The organism is Pseudomonas fulva (assembly GCF_023517795.1).
Taxonomy (GTDB): Bacteria; Pseudomonadota; Gammaproteobacteria; order Pseudomonadales; family Pseudomonadaceae; genus Aquipseudomonas; species Aquipseudomonas fulva_D.
Genome location: NZ_CP082928.1, coordinates 300,426 through 326,216, shown reverse-complemented (window position 1 = coordinate 326,216; position 25,791 = coordinate 300,426). Strand labels below are relative to the sequence as shown.

Below are 25,791 nucleotides of genomic sequence, written 5' to 3'. Positions count from 1 at the left end.
GACTGGATCGGCGAGGAGGCGGTTCAAGGTTTTTGCCGCTGGCGCGGGGTGTCAGCTGGCCTGGAGCAGCGAGCGCAGGTAGTCGCCGAAACCGCCGCGGGCGCGGCAATCCAGGCGTGCACTGGTGTACACCCGTGGCAGCGCGCTCCAGGCGATACGTGCGCCGGTGCGCTGGAAGGCGGCGACCAGTTGCACATCCTCGTCGACCACTAGCTCCTGGAAGCCGCCGGCGCGTCGGTAGGCCGCGGCGCTGAACGACAGGTTGGCGCCGTGGATGTGGCGATGCCCGTCACGGTCCTGATAGGCACTGAGGTAGCGGCCCTGCACACCGTCATCGAGCTCACCCCACTCGGCGACCTCCACGGTGCCGCAGACCATGTCGGCCTGCAGTTCGCGCTGGCGCACCAGCCAGTCGCTGGCGACCCGGCTGTCGGCATCGGTGCAGGCGATCCAGTTGGCGCCCTGGGCCAACTGCCGCGCCACCCCGGCGGCGCGTGCCCGGCCGACGTTGCGTGCCTGCAACGCCAGGCTCGCTACCGGGTAGTTGGCCACCACGCTGGCCGAGCCATCGGTGCAGCTGTCGAGCACCACCAGGATGCGCACCGGCAGGTCGAGCGCCGGATGAGCGGCGGCTTCGAGCAGGGCCTCCAGGCAGGCGTCCAGGTATTGCTCTTCGTTGTGGGCGGGAATGACGACGCCGATCAAGCAGGCAACTCCGTGGCGGAATCCGGTGCCAGGCCTTCGCGCTGGGCAACCGAGGTGGCCTGGGTGCCCCATACCTCGAGCAGCAGGTCGGCATCTTCGTGGCGCAGCAGGCGCGGCAGGCCGAGGCGTTCGTGCAGGCGTTGGTGAACCTGATCGCCGCTCAACGGGCACTCGGCGATCGGCCAGCGCCAATGGCAGGCCAGCAGGTTGCCGCCGGTGTTGAGGGCGGCCCTGGCACAGTCGATCAGCCGATCCAGATCCTGCTCGTCGAGGTAGTAGCACAGCTCGCTGAGCACGATCAGGTCGAAGCGCCCGGCCGGCCATTGTTCCGGCAGGCGGGTCTGCAGCAGGCGCACGTTGCTGCGATGGGCGAGGCGATTGCGCGCCAGCTCCAGGGCAATCGCCGAGGTGTCGCTGCACAGCAGGTGGGTGCAGCGTTCGGCCAGGCGCGCGCTGAGTTCACCGTTGGCGCAGCCCGGCTCGAAGATACTGCCGTAATGGCTGCGCGGCAGGGCGGCGAGCGTCAGGTTGCGCTTGCGCTGCTCGTACCAGCGTTCGCGAAACGACCAGGGATCTTCGCTGCCCTTGTAGAGCTTCTCGAAATAATTGTCGGCAACGCTCATAGGAACACCACCTCGAACGGCTGCTGCAGGCGCTCCACCGCCGTGCTGGAAAGCACCGGCTCGTGGCCAGTGTCGGGGTCGTCGTAGAGCTGGCTGGCAAAGGCCTGGATGGCGTGGCGCTTGCGCGCCTGGGTCCATTTGTCGAGCTGCAGCTTGCGAGCGCGCTCCCAGGGGATGCGCGGGTCTTCCGGGCTCGCCCAGTGCCAGGCCCAGATTGGAATCTCGTGCGCGCGGGCGCCACATTCCAGGGCCGCGGTCAGGGCCGCGCGACCCACCGCCTCGTGGTCGGCATGGCCATCTTCGCGCCAGGTGGCGAACACCACGTCGCTGGGCTGCAGGTAGGTTTTCAGGAATTCGCGCAGCTCGGCTTCAGCGGCAGCGACGCCGGTATCGGCGAAGCCGCCGTGGACCCATTGCACCTGGTTGACCGGCAGGCCGAGGCGCTTGAGGGCGTCGGCGCTTTCCTGAGGGCGCACGATGCTCAGGCGCTGCGCCGTCCAGTAGGTCGAGCCTGGATGGCTGGCAGCGCCGTCGGTGACCGAGATCAGCAGGATCTGCCGCCGTGCCTGGGCCAGCAGCTGCAGCAGGCCGCCGCTGCCGAGAATCTCGTCATCCGGGTGCGGGGCGATGATCACCGCACGGCAGCCTTCGGGCACCAGTTGCGTGCACTGGATATCGGCCACCTGGGCCAGACGGCGCGAGGCTTTCCAGGCTTGCGGTGAGGTGCCCTGGCCCTGAATCGGGTTGGTGTTCATAGCATCCAGCTCTCTCGTGGTTGAAGCGCCACCAGCCCGCCGAGGGCCGCCAGGTCGCGTTCGGCATGGCTCTGGCGCAGAAACACCGGCAGGTCGGCCAGCAGCCTCGCCGAGGCTGCGTCTCGGCAGTAGGGCGCGGCGCCCAGGGCGCGGCCGACATGCTCGATCACCGCGCTGGCGCTGTGTTCGACGATGGCGCGCACGCGGCGCACCGGCAATTCGGCATCGGCTTCGGGGTTGGCGTCGATCCAGGCGGCGCAATCGCGCAGGGCGCTGGCGGCTGCGCTGAGGGCGCAGTCCACCTGGCCCAGGTGGGCGTGGGCATGGGGCTCGTCACGTTCGGCGCAATGGCGGCGCAGCGCATCGCCGAGGCGGCTCGCCGCCCCGTACCAGCAGGCGGCGATGCCCGCGCCGCCTTGCCAGAAGCCGGGCCTGGCCAGATAACCATTGGCCGGGCCGACGGGCTGGCCAATGGCATCCTCGAACAGGATCTCGACGCTCTGGGTGGCGGCCATGCCCACGGCCTGCCAGCCGTCCTCGCTAACCCGTACGCCGGGTTGCTCCAGGGCCACGGCCACCAGCTGCTGTTCGCCATGGGCATTCCAGGCGGTGAGCAGGCCGTGGCTGAGCACCGTGGCGCCCGAGCACCAGGCCTTGCGGCCATGCAGGCGCACGCTGCCGTCGCGCCGTTCGGCGTCCAGCGTCACCCGCGCCTGGGGTGGCTCGGCGGCCCACATGCCCCAGGTCGACTGCGCCGGCACTGGTGTTTCATAGTGCTGGAAGATCGCCAGGGCGTCGGTGTGGCCTTCATAGAGTTTGCACAGGCTCAGGTCCTGTGCGGCGACCGTGGCCAGCGCCTGCCAACGTTGCAGGGTCTGGCCACCGCCGGGTGGGGGTAATTGGTCGAGGCCCTCGTTGCACAACCGTTGCAGGCTGCGCAGCAGGGCCTCGGGGTGATGCGGGAGGGGGTGCGGCCACTCGTCGAGCAGGGCGCCAAGGCGTTCCAGCGGACGAGTGCCGCTCCCGGTCATGCCACTTTTTCCTTCTGCAACTCGAACAGCACCAGGGAGCGATGGGTGACGATGAACTCGTCACCGAACTGGAAGACTTCGTCGTCTTCCGGCTCGTCGACACGGTTGGTATCGAGCATGCACGTCCAATGGCTGCCCTGGGCCACTTCCGGCAGGCGGAAATTGACCACGTCATGGTGCGAGTTGACCACCAGCAGCAAGGTCGCATCGGCACCGCTACGGCGGATGCCGGTGGGCTGAGCGCGGCCATCGAGCAGCATGCCCATGCAGCGCGCATGGGGATCGTGCCAGTTTTCCTCGCTCATTTCCTCGCCATTGGGCGCCAGCCAGGTGACGTCCTTGACGCCCAGCTCCTCGTTGTAGGCACCGACGAAGAAGCGCCCGCGGCGCAGGATCGGGTAGCTCATGCGCAGCTTGATCACCCGGGTGACGAAGGCCTGCAACTGTTTGCCGCGCTCGCCCAGGTCCCAGTTGATCCAGCCGATTTCGCTGTCCTGGCAGTAGGCGTTGTTGTTGCCGTGCTGGGTGCGTGCGAATTCGTCGCCGGCCACCAGCATCGGCGTGCCTTGGGCGAGCACCAGGGTGGCCATGAAGTTGCGCATTTGCCGGAAGCGCAGGTCGTTGATGGCCTCGTCATCGGTCGGGCCTTCGACGCCGTGGTTCCAGGACATGTTGTTGTTGCTGCCGTCCTGGTTGTTCTCGTCGTTGTCCTCGTTGTGCTTGTCGTTGTAGGAGACCAGGTCATTGAGGGTGAAACCGTCGTGGGCGGTGATGAAGTTCACCGACGAGAACGGCCGACGACCACGCTGGTTGTACAGGTCGCCCGAGGCGGTCAGGCGACTGGCCAGCTCGGCCAGCTGGCCTTCGTCGCCTTTCCAGAAGCTGCGCACGTTGTCGCGGAACTTGTCGTTCCACTCCGCCCAGCCCGGCGGGAAGCCGCCCACCTGGTAGCCACCGGGGCCGCAGTCCCAGGGTTCGGCGATCAGCTTGACCTTGCTCAGCACCGGGTCCTGGCGGCAGGCGACCAGGAAGCTGTGACGCTCGTCGTAGCCATCGTGATGGCGGGCGAGAATGGTCGCCAGGTCGAAGCGGAAGCCGTCCACGCCCATCTCGGTGGCCCAGTAGCGCAGCGAGTCGGTGACCATCTGCAGCACGCAGGGGTGGCTCAGGTCCAGGGTGTTGCCGGTGCCGGAATCGTTGATGTAGTAGCGCTTGTCATCGGGCATCAGCCGGTAGTAGCTGGCGTTGTCGATGCCGCGCATCGACAGGGTCGGGCCCAGCTCGTTGCCTTCGGCAGTGTGGTTGTAGACCACGTCGAGAATCAGCTCGAGGCCGGCGTCGTGCAGGTGCGCGGCCATCTCCTTGAACTCGTTGATATGGCCGCTGGCCAGGTAGCGCGGGTGCGGGGCGAAGAAGCCGATGCTGTTGTAGCCCCAGTAGTTGTTCATGCCCTTTTCCAGCAGGTGCTGGTCGTTGACGAAGGCATGGATGGGCAGCAACTCGACCGACGAGACGCCCAGTTTGCGGATGTGCTTGATCACGTCGGCGTTCATCAGGCCGGCAAAGGTGCCGCGCTTGTCCTCGGCCACCGACGGGTGACGCATGGTCAGGCCGCGCAGGTGGGCTTCGTAGAACACCGTCTTGTCCCAGTCGACGCGGTGGTTGCGGTGCTTGCCCCAGGTGTAGGCCGGGTCGACGACCTTGCACTTGGGCACGAAGGGCGCGCTGTCACGCTCATCGAAGCTGAGGTCGCCATCGGGATGGCCGATCTCGTAGCCGAACAGCGCCTCGGACCATTTCAGCTCGCCGACCAGTTGCTTGGCGTAGGGGTCGATCAGCAGCTTGTTGGGGTTGAAGCGGTGACCGGCTTCCGGCTCGTAGGGGCCGTAAACGCGGTAACCGTAGATCAGCCCCGGGTGTGCATCGGGCAGATAGCCGTGCCAGATCTCGTCGGTGTACTCCGGCAATTCGATGCGCTCGATCTCCTCCAGACCTTCGGGATCGAAGATGCACAGCTCGACCTTGGTGGCATGAGCCGAGAAGAGCGCGAAGTTGACGCCCAAACCATCCCAGGTCGACCCCAACGGAAAGGGTTGACCTTCGGTTATACGCGAGCGTGGTTGACTCATTCTGGGTGGCTCCTGGTATCAGGCCTTGGGCTTCTTGGCGGCAGGCTTGGCGGGGGTGCTGGATTTGGCCTTGGCGGGTGCCTTGGCAGGTTTGAGCAGGGCAGGTTTCTCGGCTTCGGCCTTGGGCGCTGACTTGCTGGTGCGCGATTTGATCGGAGCGGCAGCGGCTACCTCACCCGCGGCGGCCTTTGGCTTGCTCGCGCGCTTGGGTGTGGCCTTGCCGGGCGTCTGCTCGGCTTCGACCAGCTTGGTGGCCATTTCCCAATGGCGTTTGGCCTGGCCATGGGGTTTCCCTTCGGATTCCCAGATCTGATAGGCGAACTCACGGATACGGTCTTCTTTTGCGCTCATGGGTGTGACTCCTGAGAGTGGCTAGGGGCGATCAGCAAATTGACGGGGGTGTCGCGCAGCACATCGCGCAACGCGAGGTGGCCGCCAGGGGCAAGCGGGGCAGTGGCAGCGAAGGCGCTGTGCAGGGCCTTGTCGGCCAGCACGGCGGGCAGGGCGATACGGGTGTCGCCCCATTGGTCGGCGGCGATCAGCGGCAGCGGGCTGTCGCCCAGCAGGGCAGCGCCGAGTCGCGGCACCACCACGATGGCGTACTGGTCACCCAGGCTGCGCAGGAAGGCCACGACCCGCTCGGCATGCGTGCCCTGTACCTCGAGCGGCTGGTAGTCGCCCTCGGCGAACAGCCGCGGGTGGTGGGCGCGTGCCTGCAGGGTGGCGGCGATCAGCGTCTGCTTCACCTGGCCGTCGTGCCAGTGCCCGAGGGCTTCGGCCAGGGATTGGCCATCAGCCAGGGCCTGGCGGCGAGCGGCGAAATCCACCGGGCGGCGGTTGTCCGGGTCGACCAGGGAGAAGTCCCAGAACTCGCAACCCTGATACAGATCAGGCACGCCCGGCACGCTCATGCGCAGCAGGCTCTGGGCCAGGCTGTTGAGTGCGCCAGCGGGGGCGATCTCGGCGGCGGCGGCACGGATCTGGGTACGCAATTCGGCGCCCTGGTCACTGCCGAGTACCGCCTGGAGGTAGTTCCTGCACGCCTCTTCGTAGCCCTGGTTGGGGTTGCTCCAGGTGCTGCGCAGCTTGGCCTCGCGCACGGCCTTCTCCTGCCAGGCGCTCAGGCGTTCGGTCAGCGTCTGCAGGCCTTCGGCATCGTCGGCCGACAGATCCAGCGGCCAGCAGGCGAGCAGGATCTGCAGCAGCATCAACTCATCGCCGGGGGAGGGTGCCAGGCCATCTTCCAGTTCGGCGCGCAGCGGTGCGGCCATCTCGCGCCAGCGTTGGCAGCGTTCGGCGAACCACTCGGCACGCTCGCTGAGCACGGCGAGGCGGGCACGGGTGTCTTCGCCACGCTTGTGGTCATGGGTGGCGGTGGTCAGCAGGTTGGCCGGGAAATGCCGTGCCCGTTCCAGGCAGCCATCGTGGAAGGCCTGGAGCGGCGCGCTGAACTGCTGCGGGTCGAAGCCCACGTCGTTGCGCGACAGCAACACGGCGCTGCGGTAGCAGGCGGTATCTTCCACCGCCTTGGCCGCCGCCGGCGAGGTGAGCTGCTGGAAGCGTTCGATCATCTTCGCCCGGCGCTTGCGCTGCGGGCTGGGCGGCAGTTCGGACAGCGCCTGGCCACCGAGCCAGCGGTCGAGGTGCTCGAGCAGCGGCCAGTCACCCTCGGCAAGGGTGCTGCGAGCGCCTTCCAGGGCCTGTTCGAACACCGCCTGGTCCGTGGCGCTGCGCCCGGCCGCCGACACGTAGGTGCGGTACACCGAGAAATGAGTGATCAGCTCCAGCAACGCGCGGCGGATGGCGCCCAGGGTCAGGTCGCGGGTGGCGATATCGTCACGGGCGACCAGCAGCAGGCCTTGAGCCAGGGCTTCCAGGTCGCCGGCCAGGGAGGTGGTCAGCACCAGCTGGCGCGCCTCGCGCACTTCGGCCATGAAGTCGGCGTCACGGCCGCTGGTTTCGCTCCATAGCTGGGCCAGCACCGGCTCGCCCTCGGGCGCATGCTGCAGCAGCGAAACCTGGTTCATGAACTCGTAGCCGGTGGTGCCATCCACGCCCCAGTCGCGGGGCAATTGTTCGCCCTCGCCGAGGATCTTCTCGACGTAGATCGGGAAGCGGCCACCCTGAAGGCTGGCGGGGCGCCTGGGCAGCAGCCGTTCGACCCGGCGGCGCAGCTTGCGGCAGTAGGCGCGGGGGTTGGCCAGGCCATCGACATGGTCGATGCGCAGGCCGTCGACCAGGCCGTTCTCGATCAGCTCGAAGATCTTGGCGTGGGTCGCCTCGAACACCTCGTGGCGCTCGACCTTCAGGCCGCCCAGTTCGTTGATGTCGAAGAAGCGCCGCCAGTTGATGTCGTCCGCCGCGGTACGCCAGCTGGCGAGGCGGTAGTGCTGGCGTTCGAGCAGCTGGTGCAGGGCCTGGAAATTCTCCCCATCGACGGGGCGCAGGCTGTCCAGCGCCCGCTCGACGGCATCCCCGGCCTTGCTCGCCAGGGCCACCAGTTCGCGAAACAGCGCACCGGCCTGGCGTTGGCCCTCGGCGCTGTCGTCCAGCGCCGCGAAGCGCTGGCCGAGGGCCTGCAGCTCGGGGTGGCCGCTGTGTCGCAGCACGTCGCCATAGGTCGGCGGGTTGAGCGGGAAGCGGTGATCGTAGTGCTTGGCATACAACAGGCCGCGCTGGGCGTCGAAATGCAGCTCGATCTCGCCAGCGGCCAGCACCTCGCCGTAGTCGCTGCGCAGGAAGGGCACCAGCAGCTGGCCACGCAGCAGCGGGTCATGGGATTGCCAGTGGATGTCGAAGAACTTGGCATGGGCGCTGCTGGCGCCCCACTCCAGGACGTCCAGCCACCAGGGGTTGGCGTCGCCGCCCACCGCCATGTGGTTGGAGACGATATCCAGGATCAGCCCCATGTCCTTGCCGCGCAGGGCGGTGACCAGGCGCTGCAGGGCCGCTTCGCCGCCCAGCTCGGGGTTGACGCGGGTCGGGTCGACCACGTCGTAGCCATGCATGGAGCCCGGGCGCGCGGTGAGCAGCGGCGAGGCGTAGATGTGGCTGATGCCCAGGTGCGCGAAATAATCGACCAGGGGCACGGCATCGTCGAGGGTGAAACCCTTGTGAAACTGCAGGCGGACGCTGGCGCGCAACTCAGTCATGGCCAAGGCCCTCGGCCAGGTTGCGGGCCCACTGCAGGCGTTGCAGGCGGTGCGCGACGGCTGGTGCGTCGAGCATGCTGGCCGCCTCGATGGCCCAGCGGCGGCGCCAGTTCGGGTGTTCGTCACCGGGGCCGGGCAGGTTGGGCTGCTCGCTGGCGGCCATGGCGTCTTCCAGTGGCAGCAGTACCAGCGGTGCGGGGGTGCTGCCGATGAAGGCGATGCTGGCGTCCAGCTGCTGGCCGTCGTCCATCTGGTCGGCGGTGGCGTGGCCATGCTCGTGCAGGGCCTGGTGCAGTGCTCGGGTCTCTTGGGCGCGCAATTGGTGATCCTGATTGGTGTAGTCGTCGCTGCGGTGGCCCGCAGCCTGGCGCCAATGAATGTCGCGGGAGGCGAGCCAGCCGCGAATGCTCGGCAGATCATGGGTGGTGGTGGTGGCCAGGGCATCGCGTGGCCAGTCGGCCGGCGCATGGAAGCGGCCATTGCTCTGTTCGAACAGCAACACCCGCATGCCGAGAATGTTGCGCGCCGCCAGCTCTTCGCGCAGGCCGTCGGGCACCGTGCCCAGGTCCTCGCCGATGATCAGCGCACGGTGGCGCTCGGCTTCCAGGCACAGCAGGCGCAGCAGGTCCTGGGACGGGTAGTTGAGGTAGGCGCCGGCGGACGAATCCTGGCCCTCGGGTATCACCCAGAGGCGGCGCATGGTCATCACGTGATCGATGCGCATGCCGCCGGCGTGGGCCAGGTTGGCGCGCAGCATTTCGATGTAGGCGCGAAAGCCATTCTCCTGCAGGCCCTGGGGCGAGAATGCCGAGACGCCCCAGTTCTGCCCCGAGCGGTTGAGGATGTCCGGCGGCGCGCCGACGCTGACCGACTGCAGCAGTTCGGCCTGGCGACCCCAGGCCTGGCTGCCGGACGCGTCGGCGCCCACCGCCAGGTCGGCGATCAGGCCGACCGCCATGCCGGCATCGCGGGCGGCATTCTGGGCACCGTGCAGGCAGCGGGCGATCAGCCATTGGGCGAAGGCGTGGAATTCGATCTCGTGCCCGTGACCTTCGCAGAATTGCTCCACCGCCTCGCTGGCCGGGTCGCGGTACTGCTCGGGCCAGGCGCGCCAGTCCACCGGCAGGCCGTTGAGGTCCATGAAACCGCGCAAGGCCTCGAAACGGCAGTGCTGGCGCAGGGCATCGCCGCCAGCCTGGCGGAACGCCTCGAAATCAGCCTGCAGCGGGTGAAGGCTGGCAGCGAAATCGGCATGCAGCTGACGCAGGATCTGCATCCGTGCACGGGCCACGCCCGGCCAGTCGATCAGCTCCAGGCTTTCCAGGCGCGCCAGCTCCTCGCCCAGGCCGCAGGTGCGAATCGCCTGCTGCACGGCCGCCTCACCAAGCACGCTGGCCGGGGCGGCATGCAGCACGTTGAAGAACAGGCGGCTGGAGGGGGAATAGGGGCTATAGGTGTGCAAATTGGCGCTGAACATGGCGTGCATCGGGCTGATCGCCACGGCGTCGGCGCCACGGGCGGCCGCGCTGCGCACCAGGGATTCCAGTGCCTGGGTATCGCCCAGGCCGCCATCGCCCGGGCGGCGCAATGAATACAGCTGGGCACTGAGACCCCAGATCTTGGCGTCCGCACGGCCCGCCAGTTCGGCGACGCTCGGGCCAGCGGCAGGCGCCACGGCCAGGGTCACTTCGCCACCGGCAATGCGCAGCTGGTGGTAACCGGTGGTGGCGATCACCGGCAGGCTGCCACTGTCGTCCAGCCGGCCTTCCAGGCGTTCGCCGTCTTCGAGCTGAATCTCGAACGGGGTGCCCGGCGGGAAGTAGCGGGTCAGGTCCAGGGCCTGTTGCTGGTCGAGGGTGACCAGCGGGCCGAGGGCCAGGTTGTTCTGGCGGTCCTGCAGCCGCGCCAGGCTGGCTTCGATCTGCTCATCATCCGCGGCTGGATAACCGAGGGCCTCGAGCAGGCAGCGCTGGTGTTCGGGTTTGACCGATTGGGCGTTGCCGTCGGCGTCGACCCAGTCGACGCTCAGACCCGCGGCCTTGCTCAGTTCTGCCAGGCGTGCATCGCTCATGGCGCGCCCTCCAGCAGAACCCGCACGCTGTGCGCCGGCAGCCGATCGCCCTCGGCGCGATAGCTGAACAAGGCACGGGCGCCTTGGGGCACCTGGGCTTCGACCGGCTCACGCCCCAGGTTCAGGGCGATATGCAGCACCTGGCCATCGCCAAGCTGCCAGCTGGCGGCCACCGCGGCTTCACCGAGTACGCGGCTTTCCAGGGCCTGGCTACCGGGCAGACGCGGCACGATGTGCTGGTGGCGCAGGCTCAGCAGCTCGCGGTAGAAGGCTTGCCAGGCCTTGCCGTCTGCCGTGTCGCGGTTGTGATGATCGGGCTTCGAGGTTTCGAAGGTGCTGGCTTCGTTGGGGGCCGGAATGGCCTGGCCGGAAAACTTGGAGAAGTCCTTGAATTCGTTCTGGCGACCCTTGCGTACCGCTTCGCCGAGTTCGTCGTTGTGGGAGGTGAAGAACTGGAACGGCTGTTCGCTGCCCCATTCCTCGCCCATGAACAACAGCGGAATCATCGGGCTGAGCAGCAGCAGGGCGGTGGCGCTCTTCAGCGCCTCGTCATCGGCGAGGCTGCGCAGACGCTCACCGACCGCGCGGTTGCCCACCTGGTCGTGGTTCTGCAGGAACAATACGAAGGCGCTGGGCGGCAGGTGGCCGCTGCTGCTGCCGCGGGCGGTGCCATGCCGAGTGGTCTCGCCCTGGTAGATGAAGCCTTCGCGCAGGCAACGGGCCAGCTTGCCGGTGGCGTCCTCGGCGAAGTCGGCGTAATAGCCTTCGTGTTCACCGGTCAGCAGGTGGTGCAGCACGTTGTGGCCGTCGTCGTTCCACTGGGCGACGAAGCCCTGTTGCAGCAGTTCGGCGTCGTTGTGTTCGTTTTCCAGCACCAGGTGCAGATGGCGCGCGGCGGGAATGGCGGCGTGCAGCCGCTCGGCCAGTTCGAGCAGGAAGTCGCGTTCGCTGATGGCGTGCACGGCATCGAAGCGCAGGCCGTCGACGCGGTAGTCCTGTACCCACATCAGGGCGTTGTCGAGGAAGTAGTCGCGCACCTGGCGGCGGCGGAAATCGATGGCCGGGCCCCAGGGCGTGTGCACGTCTTCGCGGAAGAAGTCGCTGGCGTACTGGCCCAGGTAATTGCCGTCGGGGCCGAAGTGGTTGTACACCACGTCGATGAATACCATCAGGCCCAGCTCATGGGCGCGGTCGATCAGCCCGCGCAGTTGGTCGGGGGTACCGTAGGACGAGTCCGGGGCGAAGGGCAGGACGCCGTCGTAACCCCAGTTGCGGCCACCGGGAAACTCGCCCAGGGGCATCAGTTCGATGGCGGTGACGCCGAGGTCGGCGAGTTCCTGCAGGCGCGCCTCGATGGCCTGGTAGCCGCCCAGGGTGCCAACGTGCACTTCGTAGAGCACGGTTTCCTGCCAGGGGCGGCCCTGCCAGGCATTGCTGCGCCATTGATAGCGGTGCGGATCGGCGACGCGGCTTGGGCCGTGAACGTCATTGGCCTGCCAGCGCGAGGCAGGGTCAGGCACCTGCAGGTGGCCATCGATCAGATAGTGGTAATCGGTACCTGCCGTCACCGGCAGGGTGACGCCGTACCAGCCGTCTTCGCCGGCGGTCATTGCATGCCGGGCGTCACCAAGCTTCACGTCGACGCGCTTGGCGTCCGGCGCCCACAGGGAAAAGTGGGTGTGGCCGCTGTCGTCCGGCCAGGCACCGTGTCTCTGTTTTGCTTCAGGCATCAGACCAGTTTCCCACCCGATTTCTTTGCGGCCAGCAGCTTGCGATACAGCGCGGCATAGGGTTCCACGGACTGCGTCCAGTACAGCGGCGCGGCCATGGCGTGGGCGCGCATGGCGTTGAGCAGTTCCGGGTTACGGTAAATGGCCATGGCGCGTCGTACGGCGGCCAGGTAGCTGTCGGTGCTCGGCTCGTCGAACAGGAAGCCGTTGACGCCATCTTCGATGGTGTCGGCCAGGCCACCGGTGGCGCGGGCGATCGGCAGCGAACCGAAGCGCTGGGCGTACATCTGGCTCAGGCCGCAGGGCTCGAAACGCGAGGGCATCAGCAGGAAATCGCTGCCGGCGAACATGCAGCGCGCGTCCGCCTCGTTGAAGCCGACGTTGGCGCCGACCTTGCCGGGGTGACGGCGAGCCAGTTCGCGAACGGCTTCCTCGAGGTGCTCCTCACCGCGGCCGATGATGGCGATGCGACCGCCCTCGGCGACGATGGTGTCGGCGATCTCCAGGGTCATGTCGATGCCTTTCTGCTGCACCAGGCGCGATACCACGGCGAACAGCGGGCCGTCGCTCTGCTCCAGGCTGAACATCTGCTCGACGTGGCGGGTGTTTACCCGTTTGCCTTCCCAGTCGTGGGCATCGAAGCCCTGGACCAGGTGCGGGTCGTTGACCGAGTCCCAGCTGTCGTCGATGCCGTTGGGAATGCCGCTGAGCTGGTTGAGCTGCACCTTGAACTGCAGCATGCCTTCCAGGCCGCAGCCGAATTCGGGGGTGGTGATCTCGCGGGCGTAATTGGCGCTCACCGTGGTGACGTGGTCGGAGTACACCAGGCCGGCCTTGAGAAACGACAGGCGGCCATAGAACTCCATGCCCTGGTGGCCACAGGCCGACGACGGCAAGCCCAGCTCCGGGCTGCATTCCAGGCTGCACAGGCCCTGGTAGGCGAGGTTGTGGATGGTGAACACGGTGGGGGTCTGCAGGCCTCGCCAGCTCATGTAGGCCGGGGCCAGGGCGGCTGGCCAGTCATTGGCGTGGACCACTTCCGGGCACCAGCTCAGGCAGGCGGTGCCGGCGGCGATTTCGGCGGCTGCCAGGCCTAGGCTGGCGAAGCGGATGTGGTTGTCCTGCCAGTCGCGGCCATGGGCGTCGGCGTAGGGCGTGCCATCACGGTCGAACAGTTCGGGGCAGATCAGCACGTAGACGATCAGGCCGTCCGGCAGGGTCATGCAGCCAATGCGCGCGGGGGGCAGGGCGGCATGGCCCGGCACGCTGCCAACGTCACGAATCGCGTGACCGCTCTGCAGCACCTGGCGGTAGCCAGGGATCAGCACCCGGACGTCGTGATCCGCGTTCATCGCCCGTGGCAGCGACGCGGACACGTCACCCAGGCCGCCCACCTTGATGAGGTCGGCCAGCTCGGGGCTGACGAAGAGGATCTTCTTCTTGACCGCGTGCAGATTGGTAATTGTGTTGTGTGGCTTGAGGGGTGTTTCTACTGAGACCGACTGGTCAAACCGTGTTGCTGCAACAGCGTTTCCCATACCATCCTCCGCTCGATTCTGTCCTTGACCCGTAATGTTTCGTTAGCTTGCGCGCCGACGGGAATATGCCGCCCTGTCTTTCCAGTTGATTGCCGTGTCGGGGCAGGAGGAAAAGCTGCTTGCTGGTGATTAATTCCCACGTAGTTGATGACCCAGCCCGCGAATAAGAAGTTTCGACTATTTTCGGTGCCACCACTGGCCAGTACGGAACTAATGGGAAGCAGCAGGTTTTCGCTGCCGATGCCGGTCAAGTAGCGGGGTTTCGACTGTGTTGGGCGGTTTGCGGGCCAGGTTCGCACTGCTCTGGAAGATCTCTGGGAGGGGCTTTCGGCTGTTTGTGCCGAAGCGAGGCGACGAGCGGTCATATTTGCCGCTGTTAGTCCGGTTGTACAAAACCTGGACAACTCCTTTACAGCTAACAGCGCAACTAAGCAGGCGCGAAGTTGCATTTATATTGATCGTTCGAACAACCCATAAAGTTCGCTGTTTTTTATTGATCGACCTGCCGTTCGATATTTCATGGCGAAAGTAAAAGTATCGCCCAGGCCCAGATACTTGCGGCAGCATCTCGCAGGTACGCCGGAAGGCTTTCAGGTGCAGGGTTTTTGCCAGGTTGCCCGGCTGCGGAGCAGGTCGTTGGTCCGCCGCTGAAACGGGCACGGTGTTGCAGATCGCGAACGGCCCGCGGCGGGCCGGCAGCGGCCGTGGGGTTCTGCTACTGTGGCCGCGCCCCAATCAACGTGTTCCGGCCATGAACCTCGACACCCGCATCAAGTTTCGCCACCTCACCTGCTTTCTCGAGATCGCCCGCCAGCGCAGTTTCGCCAAGGCCGCCGACGCCCTGGCCGTCAGCCAGCCGGCCATCTCCAAGACGCTCAAGGAGCTGGAGGCCATCCTCGACGCCTCGCTGTTCGAGCGCGGCAAGGCGGGCGTCAGCCTGACCTCGGCGGGGCTGGCCTTCATGCGCTACGCCGGCCCTTGCGTGCAGGCGCTGCGCGACGGCGTGAACAGCCTGCGCAGTGGCGAACATGATGCCGGGCAGGTGCGCGTCGGCGTGCTGTCCACCGTGGAGAGCTTGTTGATTCCCGACGTGGTGCGGCGCCTGCACCAGCGTCATGCGGCCCTGGTGGTCAGCGTCGCCACCGGGCCCAGCGCCTACCTGCTGGCGCAGCTGCGTGTCGGCGAACTGGACCTGGTGGTCGGGCGCATGACCGACAGCCCGGATATCCAGGGCCTGACCTTCGAGCATCTGTACAGCGAGTCGATGAGCCTGGTGGTGCGCCCCGGGCATCCGCTGCTGGCCCTGGGCGATGCCGGTCTCAGCCAATTGGGCGACTACCCCGCGGTGCTGCCGCTGGCTGGCACCACCATCCGCCGTTACGCCGACAGCCTGTTCGTGCAATGCGGCGTGCCCCAGCCACGCCAGCGCCTGGAGACCCTGTCGCCGGCGCTCAGCCGCCGCTACGTGCAGCAGAGCGACGCGGTGTGGGTGGCACCGCTCGATGCCGTGCGCCTCGACCTGCAGAACGGCGACCTGGCCGAGCTGGCCCTGGGTATCCGCGAGCCCGGGGGGTCCGTGGGCATCTGCAGCAACGCCACGCTGCCCCTGTCGCTGGCAGCGCAGTGGTGCTGCGAGACATTGCGGGAACTGGCCGGCGAGCGAAACGCCGCCCTCGGTTGCTCTGCCTGAGCGCGATCCCGGTAATTACCTGAACTCCCGCTGCCGTCTCGCTTTCCACTTTGAACCCCGGTAGGCAGGCGTTCGCTGCGCCCACGTTGCCACCGGGCCAAGGGCGATCACGTCATCGCATCGCTGCTGGTAGTTCTAGAGGAGAACCGTGATGGACCTGGGCTTGAAAGACCGTGTGGCACTGATCACCGGGGCGGCGGGCGGCATCGGTCTGGCGACCGCGCGCCTGCTGGCGGAAGAGGGCGTGAAGCTGGTGCTGACCGACCGCGAGCAGGACGCCTTGCAGCAATCCACTGCCCGCCTGGCCGGTGATCCGCTGTTGATCGCCGCGGACATGACCCGGCAAGCCGAGGTCGATGACCTGGTCCGCCAGGCCGAAGCACGCTTTGGCCAAGTCGATATCGTGGTGCACACCGCTGGCGTGACCGGTGCCAAGGGCGACCCGTTGGCGCTGACCGACGCCGACTACCAGGAAGCCTGGGACACCGACTTCTTCACCGCCGTGCGTATCGCCCGCGCGACCGTGCCGGCCATGCGTCGGCGCGGCTGGGGCCGGCTGGTCTGCATCACTTCGGAAAACGCCGTGCAGCCCTATTGGGACGAAGCCGTCTACAACGTGGCCAAGGCCGCGCTGGCGGCCTTCATCAAGAACCTGTCGTACAAGGAAGCCGCCCATGGCGTGCTGTGCAATACGGTAGCGCCGGCCTTTATCGAAACCGGCATGACCGACGGCATGATGAAAAAGCGCGCCGACGAGATGGGCGTGAGCTTCGAGGAAGCGGTAGAGAGCTTCCTGAAGGAGGAGCGTCCGGGCATCGTCCAGCAGCGACGTGGCCAGCCCGAGGAGGTGGCGGCGGCAATCGCCTTGCTGGTATCGGCGCGCGCCTCGTTTATCAACGGCAGCAACCTGCGCGTCGATGGTGGCTCGGTGCAGAGCGTGCAGAACTAGACCAACCCCGAGCGCTTACAACCTTTTGATGATCTTGAGCGCTGTTTCGTCGATTTTGGCAGTTGAGTGGCGCAAGTGGCCTTTCGTAGGGTGGACGACGCTTTACCCGTCCACCGCTCTGCGATCGCAATGGTGGACAAAAAGAGCGTTGTCCACCCTACGCTGGGAGCGGCCGCTTCTGCCTAGTAGCTGCCGATCAGCACGCCTCGGCTGGCGGTTTCGCCACCCGGCGATGTCATCTCGAATACCGATCATCAATAACCTTTTGGTTATGTATGGCCGATATTTTTTCAATAGGCGCCTTGCCCCCTTTATCTGATCATGGCCCGCAGAGCCTGCATCGGCGCAAGCGCGCCAAATGACCGGCGACTCCACAATTTCAATAACCAGGAGCGTCCCATGTCCGAGGACAGCCGTTTCGTCATCCGTGATCGCAATTGGCACCCCAAAGCCTTCACCCCCGATTACAAGACCTCCATCGCTCGTTCACCGCGCCAGGCGCTGGTGAGCATTGCGCAATCGATTTCGGAAACCACCGGGCCGGATTTCACCCGCTTGAAAATGGGCAGGCACGACAACGACCTGCTGCTCAATTTCAACAACGGCGGCCTGCCCATCGGTGAGCGCATTCTGGTGTGCGGCCGGGTGATGGATCAGTACGGCAAGCCGATCCCCCATACTTTCGTGGAAATGTGGCAGGCCAACGCCGGCGGCCGCTATCGCCACAAGAACGACCGCTACCTGGCTCCGCTGGACCCGAACTTTGGCGGTGTCGGTCGCGCCCTGACCGACAGCGAAGGCAACTACAGCTTCCGTACCGTCAAGCCAGGCCCGTACCCGTGGCGCAACGGCCCCAATGACTGGCGCCCGGCGCACATCCATTTCTCCATCAGTGGCCCGTCGATCGCCACCAAACTGATCACTCAGCTGTATTTCGAAGGGGATCCGCTGATCCCGCTGTGCCCGATCGTCAAGTCGATCGCCAACCCGGACGCGGTACAGACGCTGATCGCCAAGCTCGACATGAGCATGGCCAACCCCATGGACTGCCTGGCCTACCGCTTCGATATCGTGCTGCGCGGCCAGCGCAAGACCCACTTCGAGAATTGCTGAGGAGCCCGCCATGCCTGTCGAACTCTTGCCCGAAACCGCTTCGCAAACCGCCGGCCCCTACGTGCATATCGGCCTGGCCCTGGCCGCCGCCGGCAACCCGACCCGCGACCAGGAGATCTGGAACCAGATGGCCAAGCCCGGTGCGCCGGGCGAGCACATCACCCTGATCGGTCACGTCTACGACGGCAACGGCCACCTGGTCCGCGACGCCTTTCTGGAACTCTGGCAGGCCGATCACCTGGGCCGTTACGATGCCGAATACGATCTGGACAAACCCTTCAACGGGTTTGGCCGTACCGCCACCACCTTCGATGCCGGCAGCGAGTGGACGGTTCAGACCGTCAAGCCCGGTGTGGTCGACAACGCCGCCGGTGTGCCGATGGCGCCGCATATCAACGTCGCGCTGTTCGCCCGTGGCATCAATATCCACCTGCATACGCGCCTGTATTTCGAAGACGAAGCCGAGGCCAATGGCAAGGATCCGGTGCTCAACCTGATCGAGCAGCCGTCGCGGCGCGAAACCCTGATCGCCAGGCGCTGCGAGGTTGACGGCAAACCGGCCTACCGATTTGATATACGCATTCAGGGGGACGGCGAAACGGTGTTTTTTGATTTCTGACAGTGACCTAGATGTGCCCGCCGAGCAGATCGACGCGCGCATCCACCAGGGTTTCACCGCGGCCCTCGAGGCCCGCGGTTTTCATGCCGACAGTCAGCAACAGCAAGCAATCGATACGCTCGGGCAGTGGCTGCAGGGCTGGTGCGCCGGGCGCCGTGGCTGGCTGCGCAAGCCGGCGGCCGGCGTGTACCTGTGGGGTGGCGTGGGGCGCGGCAAGAGCTTCGTGATGGATGCCTTCTTCGCCGCGGCGCCGTTCACCGCCAAGCGCCGCGTGCATTTCCACGCCTTCTTGCAGGAGTTGCAACAGCGCATGCAGGCGTTCGCCGGCCAGCCCGACCCGCTGGTACTGGCGATCCGCGCGCTGGCCAAGGATATCCGCCTGCTGTGCTTCGACGAATTCCACGTGCATGACATCGGTGATGCCATGCTCTTGCGCCGGTTGCTCGACGTGCTGGTCGAGGAGGGCGTCGGTCTGGTGATGACCTCCAACTATCCGCCCGCCGGGCTGTGCCCCAACCCGCTGTACCGCGAGCGCTTCACTCCGGCCATCGAGATGCTCGAGAAGCGTTTCACGGTGCTGGCCCTGGATGCCGGCACCGACTACCGCGAATTGCCCGGTAACGCCCAGCAGTGGGGCGAATACCTGTGGCCACAGTCGGCCGGCGGGCTGGCTTATCTGCAGCGCTGGCTGGCGCTGGATGAGCAGGCGCAGCGCGATCAGGTCCTGACCGTCAACCACCATCCGCTGCAGGTGCGGGCCCTGGCGCCCGGTCGCGCCTGGCTGGAGTTCGCCGAGCTGTGTGGCAGCGCCCACTCCACGGCGGATTTTCTCTGGCTGCTGCAGCGCTATCCGCGCCTGGCGCTGACCGGGGTGCCGAGCCTGGATTCGCAGCCCACCGATGCCTGCCAGCGCTTCATCAACCTGGTGGATATCGCCTACGATGCCGGCGCCACGCTGCTGCTGTGCAGCGAGTTCAGTCTCGAGCGCCTGTGCCGCGGCTCCGCCCATCAGGATTTCGTGCGAACCCGCAGCCGCCTCGGTCAATTGCACAAACGAGAACTGGTGACCGAAGGCCCTGGCCGAGAGCCCCGCGCCATCTGCGACAAGGAATGCTGAACCCGTGCTGCACATCCTCCAGATCACCGCACCGATCTTCCTGCTGATCGGCCTCGGCTACCTCGCGGCCATGGGCGGCCTGCTCAACCGCGAGCAGGTGCGGGGCATCGGCGCGTTCGTGATCACCTTCGCCATGCCGGCGCTGCTGATCAGGACCCTGGGCACCTCGCCGATCCAGCAGACCCTGATGCCCGGCTACCTGATCGCCTACGCGCTCGGCTCCCTGGCGGCCTTCACCCTGGCCTTCGGCGTGTCGCGCTGGCTGCGCGGCGACAACCTCTCGGGCTCGGCCATCAACGCCATGGGCATGTCGGTTTCCAACAGCGGTTTCGTCGGCTACCCGCTGGTGGCGGCCGCCATCGGTTCGCCGGCGGTGCTGGGCATGGCCATGGGCATGCTGGTCGAGAACCTGCTGATGATTCCCCTGGCGCTGGTACTGGCCGAGGCGGGCAAGCAGCAGGGCGGCGGCGGGCTCAGGGTGCTGGGCATGACCTTCGGGCGACTGCTGAAGAACCCGGTGATCGTCGGCATCATCATCGGCCTGGGGGTATCGCTGCTGGGCATCGAGATTCCCCCGTTGCTGTTCAAGCCCATCGACATGCTCGCCGGGGTGTCGGCGCCCCTGGCGCTGTTCGTGATCGGCGCCGGCCTGTTCGGCATGAAGGCCCGCGGCGTGTGGCTCGATGCGGCGTGGATCTCGGGCGGCAAGCTGATCCTTCACCCATTGGCAGTGCTTTGCGCCTTCATGCTGGTGCCGGGCGTCGACCCGGTGATGATGGCGGTGGGCGTGCTGTTCGCCTGCTCGCCGATGATGAGCATCTTCCCGATCCTCGGCCAGCGCTTCGGCCTCGAGGACCGCTGCAGCGCGACGCTGCTGGTGGCCACCGTGCTGTCGTTCGTCACCATCAGCCTAGCGCTGCTGTTTATCGGCGCGGGGACGTCCTGAACGGGGTTGTGGGAGCGGGCCATGCCCGTGAAGGCGTGCGTACGAACCCGCTGTAGGATGGCTCGGGCCGTAGGGTGGATCGGGGCGCGTAGCTGACGCTCTTTTCATCCACCGTTGCAATTGCAGGCCAGTGAATGGGGCGGGGCCGCGGAGGTGAAGCATCATCTACCCTATGGACTGGTGATTATCTGTGGGAGCGGGCCATGCCCGCGAAAAAGTCACGGGCACGGCCCGTTCCCACAGGTAAAGCAACGATGTCCGATTCTGCCTTTTAGCAGCCTCGTTAATGTCGCCTAAGAAGATCGCGCACAGATTCTGATCAAACCCGACTGCCGAGCAATTCGGCACGCCTTATCCAGTTCTGCCGCTGATTCTCCGAAGAGGGACGCACCGGCGAAAACGTCTCCAGGCGGCGCGTTTTGATGCCGCAGAAGCCGAGGATGGTACGTTTCATCTGACGATGGGCCGGCGCGCCGTAGATCCAGTGAAAGTACCAGCGCGGCGTATCGAGGGTGACCAGCAGGTCCGCGCTGCGGCCGCTGAGCAGCTTGTCCCAGCGCTGCGAGTCGCTGCGGTACTTGAAGGCGAAGCCGGGCAGCAGCACGCGGTCGAAAAAGCCCTTGAGCTGGGCCGGCAGGCCGCCCCACCACACCGGGTAGACGAACACCAGGTGCTGGGCCCAGTGGATCTGGCGCTGCGCTTCGAGCAGGTCCGGTTCCAGGGTCTGGCTCTGGCTGTAGCCTTCGTGCAGCACCGGATCGAAGCTCATCTCGCTCAGGCGCATCTGCCGCACCACATGGCCTTCGGTGCGCGCGCCCAGGGCGTAGGCCTCCGCCAGGGAATGGCAGAGGCTGTCGCTTTTCGGCGAGCCGATGATCATCAGGATCCGCTTGCCGTCACCCTCCAGCGGGGTGGCGCCGCTCTTGGCGCCGTCAGTCATGGTGGCCGGCCTGCAGCATGGTTTCCGGGCGCACCCAGGTGTCGAACTGCTCGTCAGTCAGATGGCCCAGCGCCAGCGCTGCCTCGCGCAGGGTGGTGCCCTCGTTGTAGGCCTTCTTGGCGATTTCCGCGGCCTTGTCGTAGCCGATATGGGGGTTCAGCGCGGTGACCAGCATCAGGCCGCGTTCCAGGTGCTCGGCCATGCGCGGGGCGTCGGGTTCCAGGCCCAGCACGCAATGCTCGCGGAAGTTGCGGCAGCCATCGGCCAGCAGGCGGATCGATTGCAGCACGTTATGGATGATCACCGGCTTGTAGACGTTGAGCTGCAGATGGCCCTGGCTCGCCGCGAAACCGATGGTCACGTCATTGCCCATCACCTGGCAGGCGAGCATCGACAGGGCTTCGCACTGGGTCGGGTTGACCTTGCCGGGCATGATCGAGCTGCCCGGCTCGTTGGCCGGCAGGCGCACTTCGGCCAGGCCGCCGCGTGGGCCGGAGCCGAGCAGGCGCAGGTCGTTGGCGATCTTCATCAGCGCCACGGCAAGGGTCTTCAGGGCGCCGGACAGCGCGGTCAGCGGCTCGTGGCCGGCGAGGGCGGCGAACTTGTTCGGCGCGCTCTTCAGCGGCAGGCCGCTGAGGGCCGCCAGTTCCGCGGCGATCGCCTCGCCGAAGCCGGGGGGCGAATTCAGGCCGGTGCCCACCGCCGTGCCGCCCTGGGCCAGTTCGCAGACCGCCGGCAGGGTGGCGCGAATCGCCTGCTGGGCCAGCTCCAGCTGGGCGACGAACGCCGACAGCTCCTGGCCGAAGGTGATGGGCGTGGCATCCATCATGTGGGTGCGGCCGGTCTTCACCAGGCGGTTGTGGCGCGCGGCCTGGTCGGCCAGGGCTTCGGACAGCTCGGCGATGGCCGGCAGCAGGTCGCGCTGCACGGCGCCGGCGGCGGCGATGTGCATGGCGGTGGGGAAGCAGTCGTTGGAGCTCTGCGCCCGGTTGACGTGGTCGTTGGGGTGCACCGGACTCTTGCCGCCCCGGGGGTTGCCGGCCAGCTCGTTGGCGCGCCCGGCGATCACCTCGTTGACGTTCATGTTGCTCTGGGTGCCGCTGCCGGTCTGCCAGACCACCAGGGGAAACTGTTCATCATGCTGGCCGGCGATCACCTCGTCGGCGGCCTGCTCGATCAGCCGGGCGATGTCCTGGGGCAGGTCGCCGATGCGGTCGTTGATACGCGCAGCGGCCTTCTTGATCAGCGCCAGGGCGTGCACCACCGCCAGCGGCATGCGTTCCTCGCCAATCGCGAAGTTGATCCGCGAACGCTGGGTCTGGGCGCCCCAGTAGGCCTCTTCAGGGACTTCGATGGGGCCGATGCTGTCGGTTTCGGTGCGGCTCATTGCGGGACTCTCCGTCGCTGTTCAAGCTCGTTAGGCTGCGCCGGCGGCGACACGTTCCAACTACCAGCGCGTTTGGCTCGTGCCGATCCAGCCCTGTGCGGCGCGTACCGGCACACGTTCTCCCAGGGCATTGCGCAGCAGGCCGTCGTACTGGCCGAACCACTCATGGGTGTCGGCATACAGCAGGCCCAGGCCGAGGCGCGGTCTGGCGACGTGGGCCTGGCGCGGGGTGAAGGTGAGGTCGACCTGGCCGTCCTCGGTGCACAGCTGCCAGGGCGCCAGGTGCGCCTGGCGGGTCTGGCTGATCTGCACGGCCTGCTCCAGATGCAGCAAGGCGCCGCCGAACCACAGGGCGTTTTCCGTCAGCCCGCTGTGCTCGGTCCAGCCGCTGCCGAAGTTGCCGCCGATGCCGCCGGGCGCCGCGAACACCGCGCGCGTCCATTGGCTGTACAGCGGCCAGACGCCGCGGCCGAAGTCCATGGAGGCGAAGCTGTGGCCACTGGCGCACTCATAGTCCCTGGCACCCAGGTGCACGCTGCCGGTGACGGGCAGGCCCACCTGACGGCAGGTGGCATGAAAGCCCTGGTTGCCGAAGGGCACCACCAGGTTCACCGACTCCAGGTGAGCGGGGCGCTGGATGTCCAGGGCCAGGTGCAGGGGCTGGCCGCCGATATTCGGTGAGGTGGCGGTCAGCCGCACGCGGCCGGGGTACTCGTTGAAATGCAACTGCAGTCGCGGGTGCTCGAAGGCGTGGCCGCCCAGGGGCGTGTCCGGCAGGTGGCAGCCGCGGGCGAGCAGGCTGAGCTGGTTGAGGGCGACATGGCGGCCGCTGCCCAGGTCGAGAAAGTAGGCGGCACCATAACCGACGTAGTCGAGATCGGCCTGGATCAGCGACAGCGTCCAGTCCGGGGTGCAGATGTTCCAGTGGTTCCAGCGTTTGCGACGCCCCAGGTTGCCCGGCAGCGAGCAGTCGACCCGCGGCTGCGACGACCAGCCGACGGCCTCGGGGTTGAGTCGCCCGCGGGCGTCGCATAGCGGGATCGGCGGTGAGGGAACGAAGGGGCTGTTCATCTGGCACGTCCATGTGTGCATGAAGAGAGCCGTCGAGCATGCAACTGTGCGGCGTGGCGGGCAAGTACTGGCAGTTTGAACTGCGTTGCAAGGGTGCGCCAGTAGGCATTTCGTACCCATTGATGACCGGCGGCAGGCGCAGAACGGGTGCACTCCCTTGTGCGAAAAGGCTTGAGAGGTGCGGCGCCGGGGCACAAAATGCGCCGCTGTCGGTCAAAGCACCTCACCCTCGTGATCAGGAGTACCCCGATGTCCCGTATCCCCGCGCTTTGCATTGCCGCTCTGATGGCCGTCGGTAGCACCCAGGTGCTGGCCGATGCCCGCAGCCATGCCGCCGATGCCGAGCGCTTCCTGCAGCTCGCCAACGCCGACAAGCTGGCTGTTCCGGTTTACGCCCAGGTGCAGCAGATGTTCGCCCAGCGCTTCGCCGAAACCAAGGCGCCGGAGAGCAAGAAGGCCGTGCTGGAAAGCTACCAGGCCAAGGCCAACGCCGAGCTGGACAAGGCGGTCGGCTGGGACAAGCTCAAGCCGGACATGGTCAAGCTGTACACCAGCAACTTCAGTGAGCAGGAGCTCAAGGACCTGATCGCCTTCTACCAGTCGCCCCTGGGCCAGAAGGTGCTCAAGCAGATGCCGGCGCTCACCGCCCAGTCCGCGCAGATCACCCAGGCCAAGCTGGAAAGCGCCGTGCCGGCGGTCAACAAGCTGCTCAGCGACATGGGCAACGAATTGGGCGCCAAGAAGCCCTGATACCCGACGTGGCCGGCCTGGTGCCGGCCACGGCCTTTCCCCGGAGCCCGCAATGCCCAAGATCGACCAGCTGCGTAACGCCTTTGCCGCCCTGCAACCCGAGCACCTCGAGGTGCTGGACGAAAGCCACATGCACAGCCGTGGCCTGGAGACCCATTACAAGGCGGTGATCGTCAGCCCGCAGTTCGACGGCCTCAATGCCGTCAAGCGCCACCAGAAGGTCTATGGCGTGCTGGGCGAGCTGATGGGCCAGGTGCATGCGTTGGCCTTGCATACCTACACGCCGCAGGAGTGGGCCCTGCAAGGGGCTGCACCGGATTCGCCAACCTGCCGCGGTGGCAGTAAGCACGACCTTTGATTTCTGCGTGCCCCGCCTTCTGCGCAGGGGCACTCATCTGTAAACGTCCCTAGTTAGGCAGTCCCGGGTATCGCTTCGCTCAACCCAGGCTAGGTTGCAGCATTTACCACTCGACCACGATCTTGCCGAAATGGCGGCCGCTTTCCTGCAGGCGGAAGGCGTCTGCCAGCCTTTCCAGCGGGAAGCTCTGATCGAGGATCGGGCGCACGCCGGACTGTTCCAGCGCGCGGACATAGTCCTGCTGGTGGCGACGGCTGCCGACGATCAGCCCCTGCAGGCGTACCTGCTTGGCCATCAGCACGGCAGTCGGCACATCGCCCTGACGCCCGGTCAGTACGCCGATCAGGGCGATATGACCGCCCACGCGCACCGCCGTGATCGATTGCGCCAGGGTGCCCGGGCCGCCCACTTCGACCACCTGGTCCACGCCGCGGCCATCGGTCAGCTCCAGCACGCGCTTGCCCCAGTCCGGTGTCTGCCGGTAGTTGATGGTGTGATCGGCGCCCAGTTGGCGCAGGCGCTCGAGCTTCTCGTCCGACGAGGAGGTGGCGATCACCGAGGCGCCCATCATCCTGGCGATCTGCAGGGCGGCGATGGACACACCGCCGCTGCCCAGCACCAGCACGCTGTCACCGGCCTTCAGCCCGCCATCGACGACCAGCGCCCGCCAGGCGGTCAGCCCCGCCGTGGTGATGGTCGCCGCCTCGGCATGGCTCCAGCCACGCGGTGCGTGGGTGAAAGCGCTGGCCGCGCGCACCGCATACTGGGCGGCGAAGCCGTCGATGCCATCGCCCGGGGTGCCGGCGAAATTGCTGACCGGCGCGCCCGCGTCGCCATCCGGCCACTGCGGAAAGAAGCCCGACACCACATGATCACCTGCCTCGAATTCGTCGACCCCGTCGCCCACGGCCTCGACCACCCCGGCGCCGTCGGCCATCAGCACCCGGCCATCAGCGGTGGGACTGCTGCCATTGGCCACCAGCAGGTCGTGGAAGTTCAGCGAGCTGGCGTGCAGGGCAACGCGAATCTGGCCGGGTCCGGGTTGCCCGGGGTCGGCGATATCGACCACTTCGATGTTGTTCAGGCCTGCGGGTGTACGCACGACGACGGCTTTCAT

22 protein-coding genes are annotated in these 25,791 nt (G+C 66.6%); 8 read left to right on the top strand and 14 right to left on the bottom strand.

Annotated features, from left to right (window positions below; translation table 11 throughout):
- Positions 1 to 51: 51 nt before the first annotated feature.
- From K8U54_RS01315 to glgA, 10 genes are read right to left on the bottom strand one after another with little or no spacing between them, the layout of a single operon-like run.
- Complete coding sequence (locus K8U54_RS01315) at positions 52 to 705, bottom strand: glycosyltransferase (RefSeq protein WP_249908532.1); 654 nt, start codon at positions 703 to 705, stop codon at positions 52 to 54.
- Positions 702 to 1,328 carry a class I SAM-dependent DNA methyltransferase gene (locus K8U54_RS01310; protein ID WP_249908531.1) on the bottom strand — a complete coding sequence of 209 codons (627 nt, stop codon included), beginning with the start codon at positions 1,326 to 1,328 and terminating at the stop codon, positions 702 to 704. Before K8U54_RS01310 ends, K8U54_RS01315 begins: the two co-directional genes overlap by 4 nt.
- Positions 1,325 to 2,083 carry a PIG-L deacetylase family protein gene (locus K8U54_RS01305; protein WP_249908530.1) on the bottom strand — a complete coding sequence of 253 codons (759 nt, stop codon included), beginning with the start codon at positions 2,081 to 2,083 and terminating at the stop codon, positions 1,325 to 1,327. Before K8U54_RS01305 ends, K8U54_RS01310 begins: the two co-directional genes overlap by 4 nt.
- Complete coding sequence (locus tag K8U54_RS01300; RefSeq protein WP_249908529.1) at positions 2,080 to 3,114, bottom strand: acyl-CoA dehydrogenase family protein; 1,035 nt, start codon at positions 3,112 to 3,114, stop codon at positions 2,080 to 2,082. The genes K8U54_RS01305 and K8U54_RS01300 overlap by 4 nt, the downstream gene beginning before the upstream one ends.
- On the bottom strand, positions 3,111 to 5,243 hold the full coding sequence (gene glgX / locus K8U54_RS01295; protein ID WP_249908528.1) for a glycogen debranching protein GlgX: 2,133 nt from the start codon (positions 5,241 to 5,243) through the stop codon (positions 3,111 to 3,113). Before glgX ends, K8U54_RS01300 begins: the two co-directional genes overlap by 4 nt.
- A gap of 18 nt (positions 5,244 to 5,261) precedes the next feature.
- Complete coding sequence (locus K8U54_RS01290) at positions 5,262 to 5,594, bottom strand: DUF2934 domain-containing protein (RefSeq protein WP_249908527.1); 333 nt, start codon at positions 5,592 to 5,594, stop codon at positions 5,262 to 5,264.
- Positions 5,591 to 8,395 (bottom strand): malto-oligosyltrehalose synthase, encoded by a 2,805-nt coding sequence (locus tag K8U54_RS01285; protein ID WP_249908526.1) that lies wholly within the window; start codon positions 8,393 to 8,395, stop codon positions 5,591 to 5,593. The genes K8U54_RS01290 and K8U54_RS01285 overlap by 4 nt, the downstream gene beginning before the upstream one ends.
- Positions 8,388 to 10,466, bottom strand: coding sequence for a 4-alpha-glucanotransferase (gene malQ / locus K8U54_RS01280; RefSeq protein WP_249908525.1), 2,079 nt, complete (start codon positions 10,464 to 10,466; stop codon positions 8,388 to 8,390). The genes K8U54_RS01285 and malQ overlap by 8 nt, the downstream gene beginning before the upstream one ends.
- A complete protein-coding gene (treZ, locus tag K8U54_RS01275; protein WP_249908524.1) occupies positions 10,463 to 12,196 on the bottom strand; it encodes a malto-oligosyltrehalose trehalohydrolase in 1,734 nt (577 codons plus the stop codon). Before treZ ends, malQ begins: the two co-directional genes overlap by 4 nt.
- Positions 12,196 to 13,734, bottom strand: a complete 1,539-nt coding sequence (glgA, locus tag K8U54_RS01270; RefSeq protein ID WP_249908523.1) for a glycogen synthase GlgA — start codon at positions 13,732 to 13,734, stop codon at positions 12,196 to 12,198. The genes treZ and glgA overlap by 1 nt, the downstream gene beginning before the upstream one ends.
- A 751-nt stretch (positions 13,735 to 14,485) precedes the next feature.
- Here glgA and pcaQ point away from each other — a divergent pair.
- The 6 genes from pcaQ (at position 14,486) to K8U54_RS01240 (ending at position 20,168) form a co-directional block, all read left to right on the top strand.
- Complete coding sequence (gene pcaQ / locus K8U54_RS01265) at positions 14,486 to 15,424, top strand: pca operon transcription factor PcaQ (protein ID WP_249908522.1); 939 nt, start codon at positions 14,486 to 14,488, stop codon at positions 15,422 to 15,424.
- A 151-nt stretch (positions 15,425 to 15,575) separates the two neighbouring features.
- Positions 15,576 to 16,373 (top strand): SDR family NAD(P)-dependent oxidoreductase, encoded by a 798-nt coding sequence (locus K8U54_RS01260; RefSeq protein ID WP_249908521.1) that lies wholly within the window; start codon positions 15,576 to 15,578, stop codon positions 16,371 to 16,373.
- A 399-nt stretch (positions 16,374 to 16,772) separates the two neighbouring features.
- Entirely contained in the window at positions 16,773 to 17,486 is a 714-nt protein-coding gene (pcaH, locus tag K8U54_RS01255) for a protocatechuate 3,4-dioxygenase subunit beta (protein ID WP_249908520.1), read from the top strand.
- Positions 17,487 to 17,496: 10 nt separating this feature from the next.
- On the top strand, positions 17,497 to 18,105 hold the full coding sequence (gene pcaG, locus K8U54_RS01250; protein WP_249908519.1) for a protocatechuate 3,4-dioxygenase subunit alpha: 609 nt from the start codon (positions 17,497 to 17,499) through the stop codon (positions 18,103 to 18,105).
- Entirely contained in the window at positions 18,095 to 19,222 is a 1,128-nt protein-coding gene (gene zapE, locus K8U54_RS01245; RefSeq protein ID WP_249908518.1) for a cell division protein ZapE, read from the top strand. Before pcaG ends, zapE begins: the two co-directional genes overlap by 11 nt.
- 4 nt (positions 19,223 to 19,226) lie before the next feature.
- Positions 19,227 to 20,168: an AEC family transporter gene (locus K8U54_RS01240; RefSeq protein WP_249908517.1), complete on the top strand. Its 942-nt coding sequence runs from the start codon at positions 19,227 to 19,229 to the stop codon at positions 20,166 to 20,168.
- Between the two features lie 319 nt (positions 20,169 to 20,487).
- On the opposite strand, the gene K8U54_RS01235 is transcribed toward K8U54_RS01240, so the two are convergent.
- From K8U54_RS01235 to K8U54_RS01225, 3 genes are read right to left on the bottom strand one after another with little or no spacing between them, the layout of a single operon-like run.
- Positions 20,488 to 21,108 (bottom strand): NAD(P)H-dependent oxidoreductase, encoded by a 621-nt coding sequence (locus K8U54_RS01235; protein WP_249908516.1) that lies wholly within the window; start codon positions 21,106 to 21,108, stop codon positions 20,488 to 20,490.
- Positions 21,101 to 22,495: a class II fumarate hydratase gene (locus tag K8U54_RS01230; protein WP_249908515.1), complete on the bottom strand. Its 1,395-nt coding sequence runs from the start codon at positions 22,493 to 22,495 to the stop codon at positions 21,101 to 21,103. Before K8U54_RS01230 ends, K8U54_RS01235 begins: the two co-directional genes overlap by 8 nt.
- 60 nt (positions 22,496 to 22,555) lie before the next feature.
- Complete coding sequence (locus tag K8U54_RS01225; protein ID WP_249908514.1) at positions 22,556 to 23,566, bottom strand: DUF2804 domain-containing protein; 1,011 nt, start codon at positions 23,564 to 23,566, stop codon at positions 22,556 to 22,558.
- Positions 23,567 to 23,815: 249 nt separating this feature from the next.
- Here K8U54_RS01225 and K8U54_RS01220 point away from each other — a divergent pair, with 249 nt between their 5' ends.
- The gene (locus K8U54_RS01220; protein ID WP_070887016.1) at positions 23,816 to 24,316 is read left to right on the top strand and encodes a DUF2059 domain-containing protein; all 501 of its coding nucleotides are present in this window, start codon (positions 23,816 to 23,818) and stop codon (positions 24,314 to 24,316) included.
- A 52-nt stretch (positions 24,317 to 24,368) separates the two neighbouring features.
- The gene (locus tag K8U54_RS01215) at positions 24,369 to 24,674 is read left to right on the top strand and encodes a BolA family protein (RefSeq protein ID WP_249908513.1); all 306 of its coding nucleotides are present in this window, start codon (positions 24,369 to 24,371) and stop codon (positions 24,672 to 24,674) included.
- Between the two features lie 103 nt (positions 24,675 to 24,777).
- Here K8U54_RS01215 and K8U54_RS01210 read toward each other — a convergent pair whose 3' ends face one another.
- Complete coding sequence (locus K8U54_RS01210) at positions 24,778 to 25,791, bottom strand: zinc-dependent alcohol dehydrogenase family protein (RefSeq protein ID WP_249908512.1); 1,014 nt, start codon at positions 25,789 to 25,791, stop codon at positions 24,778 to 24,780.

Coding starts and splice junctions, on each gene's coding strand:
- glgX (WP_249908528.1), bottom strand. CDS start 5,243: ATGAGTCAACCACGCTCGCGTATAACCGAAGGTCAACCCTTTCCGTTG.
- K8U54_RS01235 (WP_249908516.1), bottom strand. CDS start 21,108: ATGACTGACGGCGCCAAGAGCGGCGCCACCCCGCTGGAGGGTGACGGC.
- K8U54_RS01225 (WP_249908514.1), bottom strand. CDS start 23,566: ATGAACAGCCCCTTCGTTCCCTCACCGCCGATCCCGCTATGCGACGCC.
- K8U54_RS01305 (WP_249908530.1), bottom strand. CDS start 2,083: ATGAACACCAACCCGATTCAGGGCCAGGGCACCTCACCGCAAGCCTGG.
- K8U54_RS01300 (WP_249908529.1), bottom strand. CDS start 3,114: ATGACCGGGAGCGGCACTCGTCCGCTGGAACGCCTTGGCGCCCTGCTC.
- K8U54_RS01210 (WP_249908512.1), bottom strand. CDS start 25,791: ATGAAAGCCGTCGTCGTGCGTACACCCGCAGGCCTGAACAACATCGAA.
- K8U54_RS01220 (WP_070887016.1), top strand. CDS start 23,816: ATGTCCCGTATCCCCGCGCTTTGCATTGCCGCTCTGATGGCCGTCGGT.
- malQ (WP_249908525.1), bottom strand. CDS start 10,466: ATGAGCGATGCACGCCTGGCAGAACTGAGCAAGGCCGCGGGTCTGAGC.
- treZ (WP_249908524.1), bottom strand. CDS start 12,196: ATGCCTGAAGCAAAACAGAGACACGGTGCCTGGCCGGACGACAGCGGC.
- K8U54_RS01230 (WP_249908515.1), bottom strand. CDS start 22,495: ATGAGCCGCACCGAAACCGACAGCATCGGCCCCATCGAAGTCCCTGAA.
- K8U54_RS01260 (WP_249908521.1), top strand. CDS start 15,576: ATGGACCTGGGCTTGAAAGACCGTGTGGCACTGATCACCGGGGCGGCG.
- glgA (WP_249908523.1), bottom strand. CDS start 13,734: ATGGGAAACGCTGTTGCAGCAACACGGTTTGACCAGTCGGTCTCAGTA.
- pcaH (WP_249908520.1), top strand. CDS start 16,773: ATGTCCGAGGACAGCCGTTTCGTCATCCGTGATCGCAATTGGCACCCC.
- K8U54_RS01310 (WP_249908531.1), bottom strand. CDS start 1,328: ATGAGCGTTGCCGACAATTATTTCGAGAAGCTCTACAAGGGCAGCGAA.
- K8U54_RS01285 (WP_249908526.1), bottom strand. CDS start 8,395: ATGACTGAGTTGCGCGCCAGCGTCCGCCTGCAGTTTCACAAGGGTTTC.
- pcaQ (WP_249908522.1), top strand. CDS start 14,486: ATGAACCTCGACACCCGCATCAAGTTTCGCCACCTCACCTGCTTTCTC.
- K8U54_RS01215 (WP_249908513.1), top strand. CDS start 24,369: ATGCCCAAGATCGACCAGCTGCGTAACGCCTTTGCCGCCCTGCAACCC.
- K8U54_RS01290 (WP_249908527.1), bottom strand. CDS start 5,594: ATGAGCGCAAAAGAAGACCGTATCCGTGAGTTCGCCTATCAGATCTGG.
- pcaG (WP_249908519.1), top strand. CDS start 17,497: ATGCCTGTCGAACTCTTGCCCGAAACCGCTTCGCAAACCGCCGGCCCC.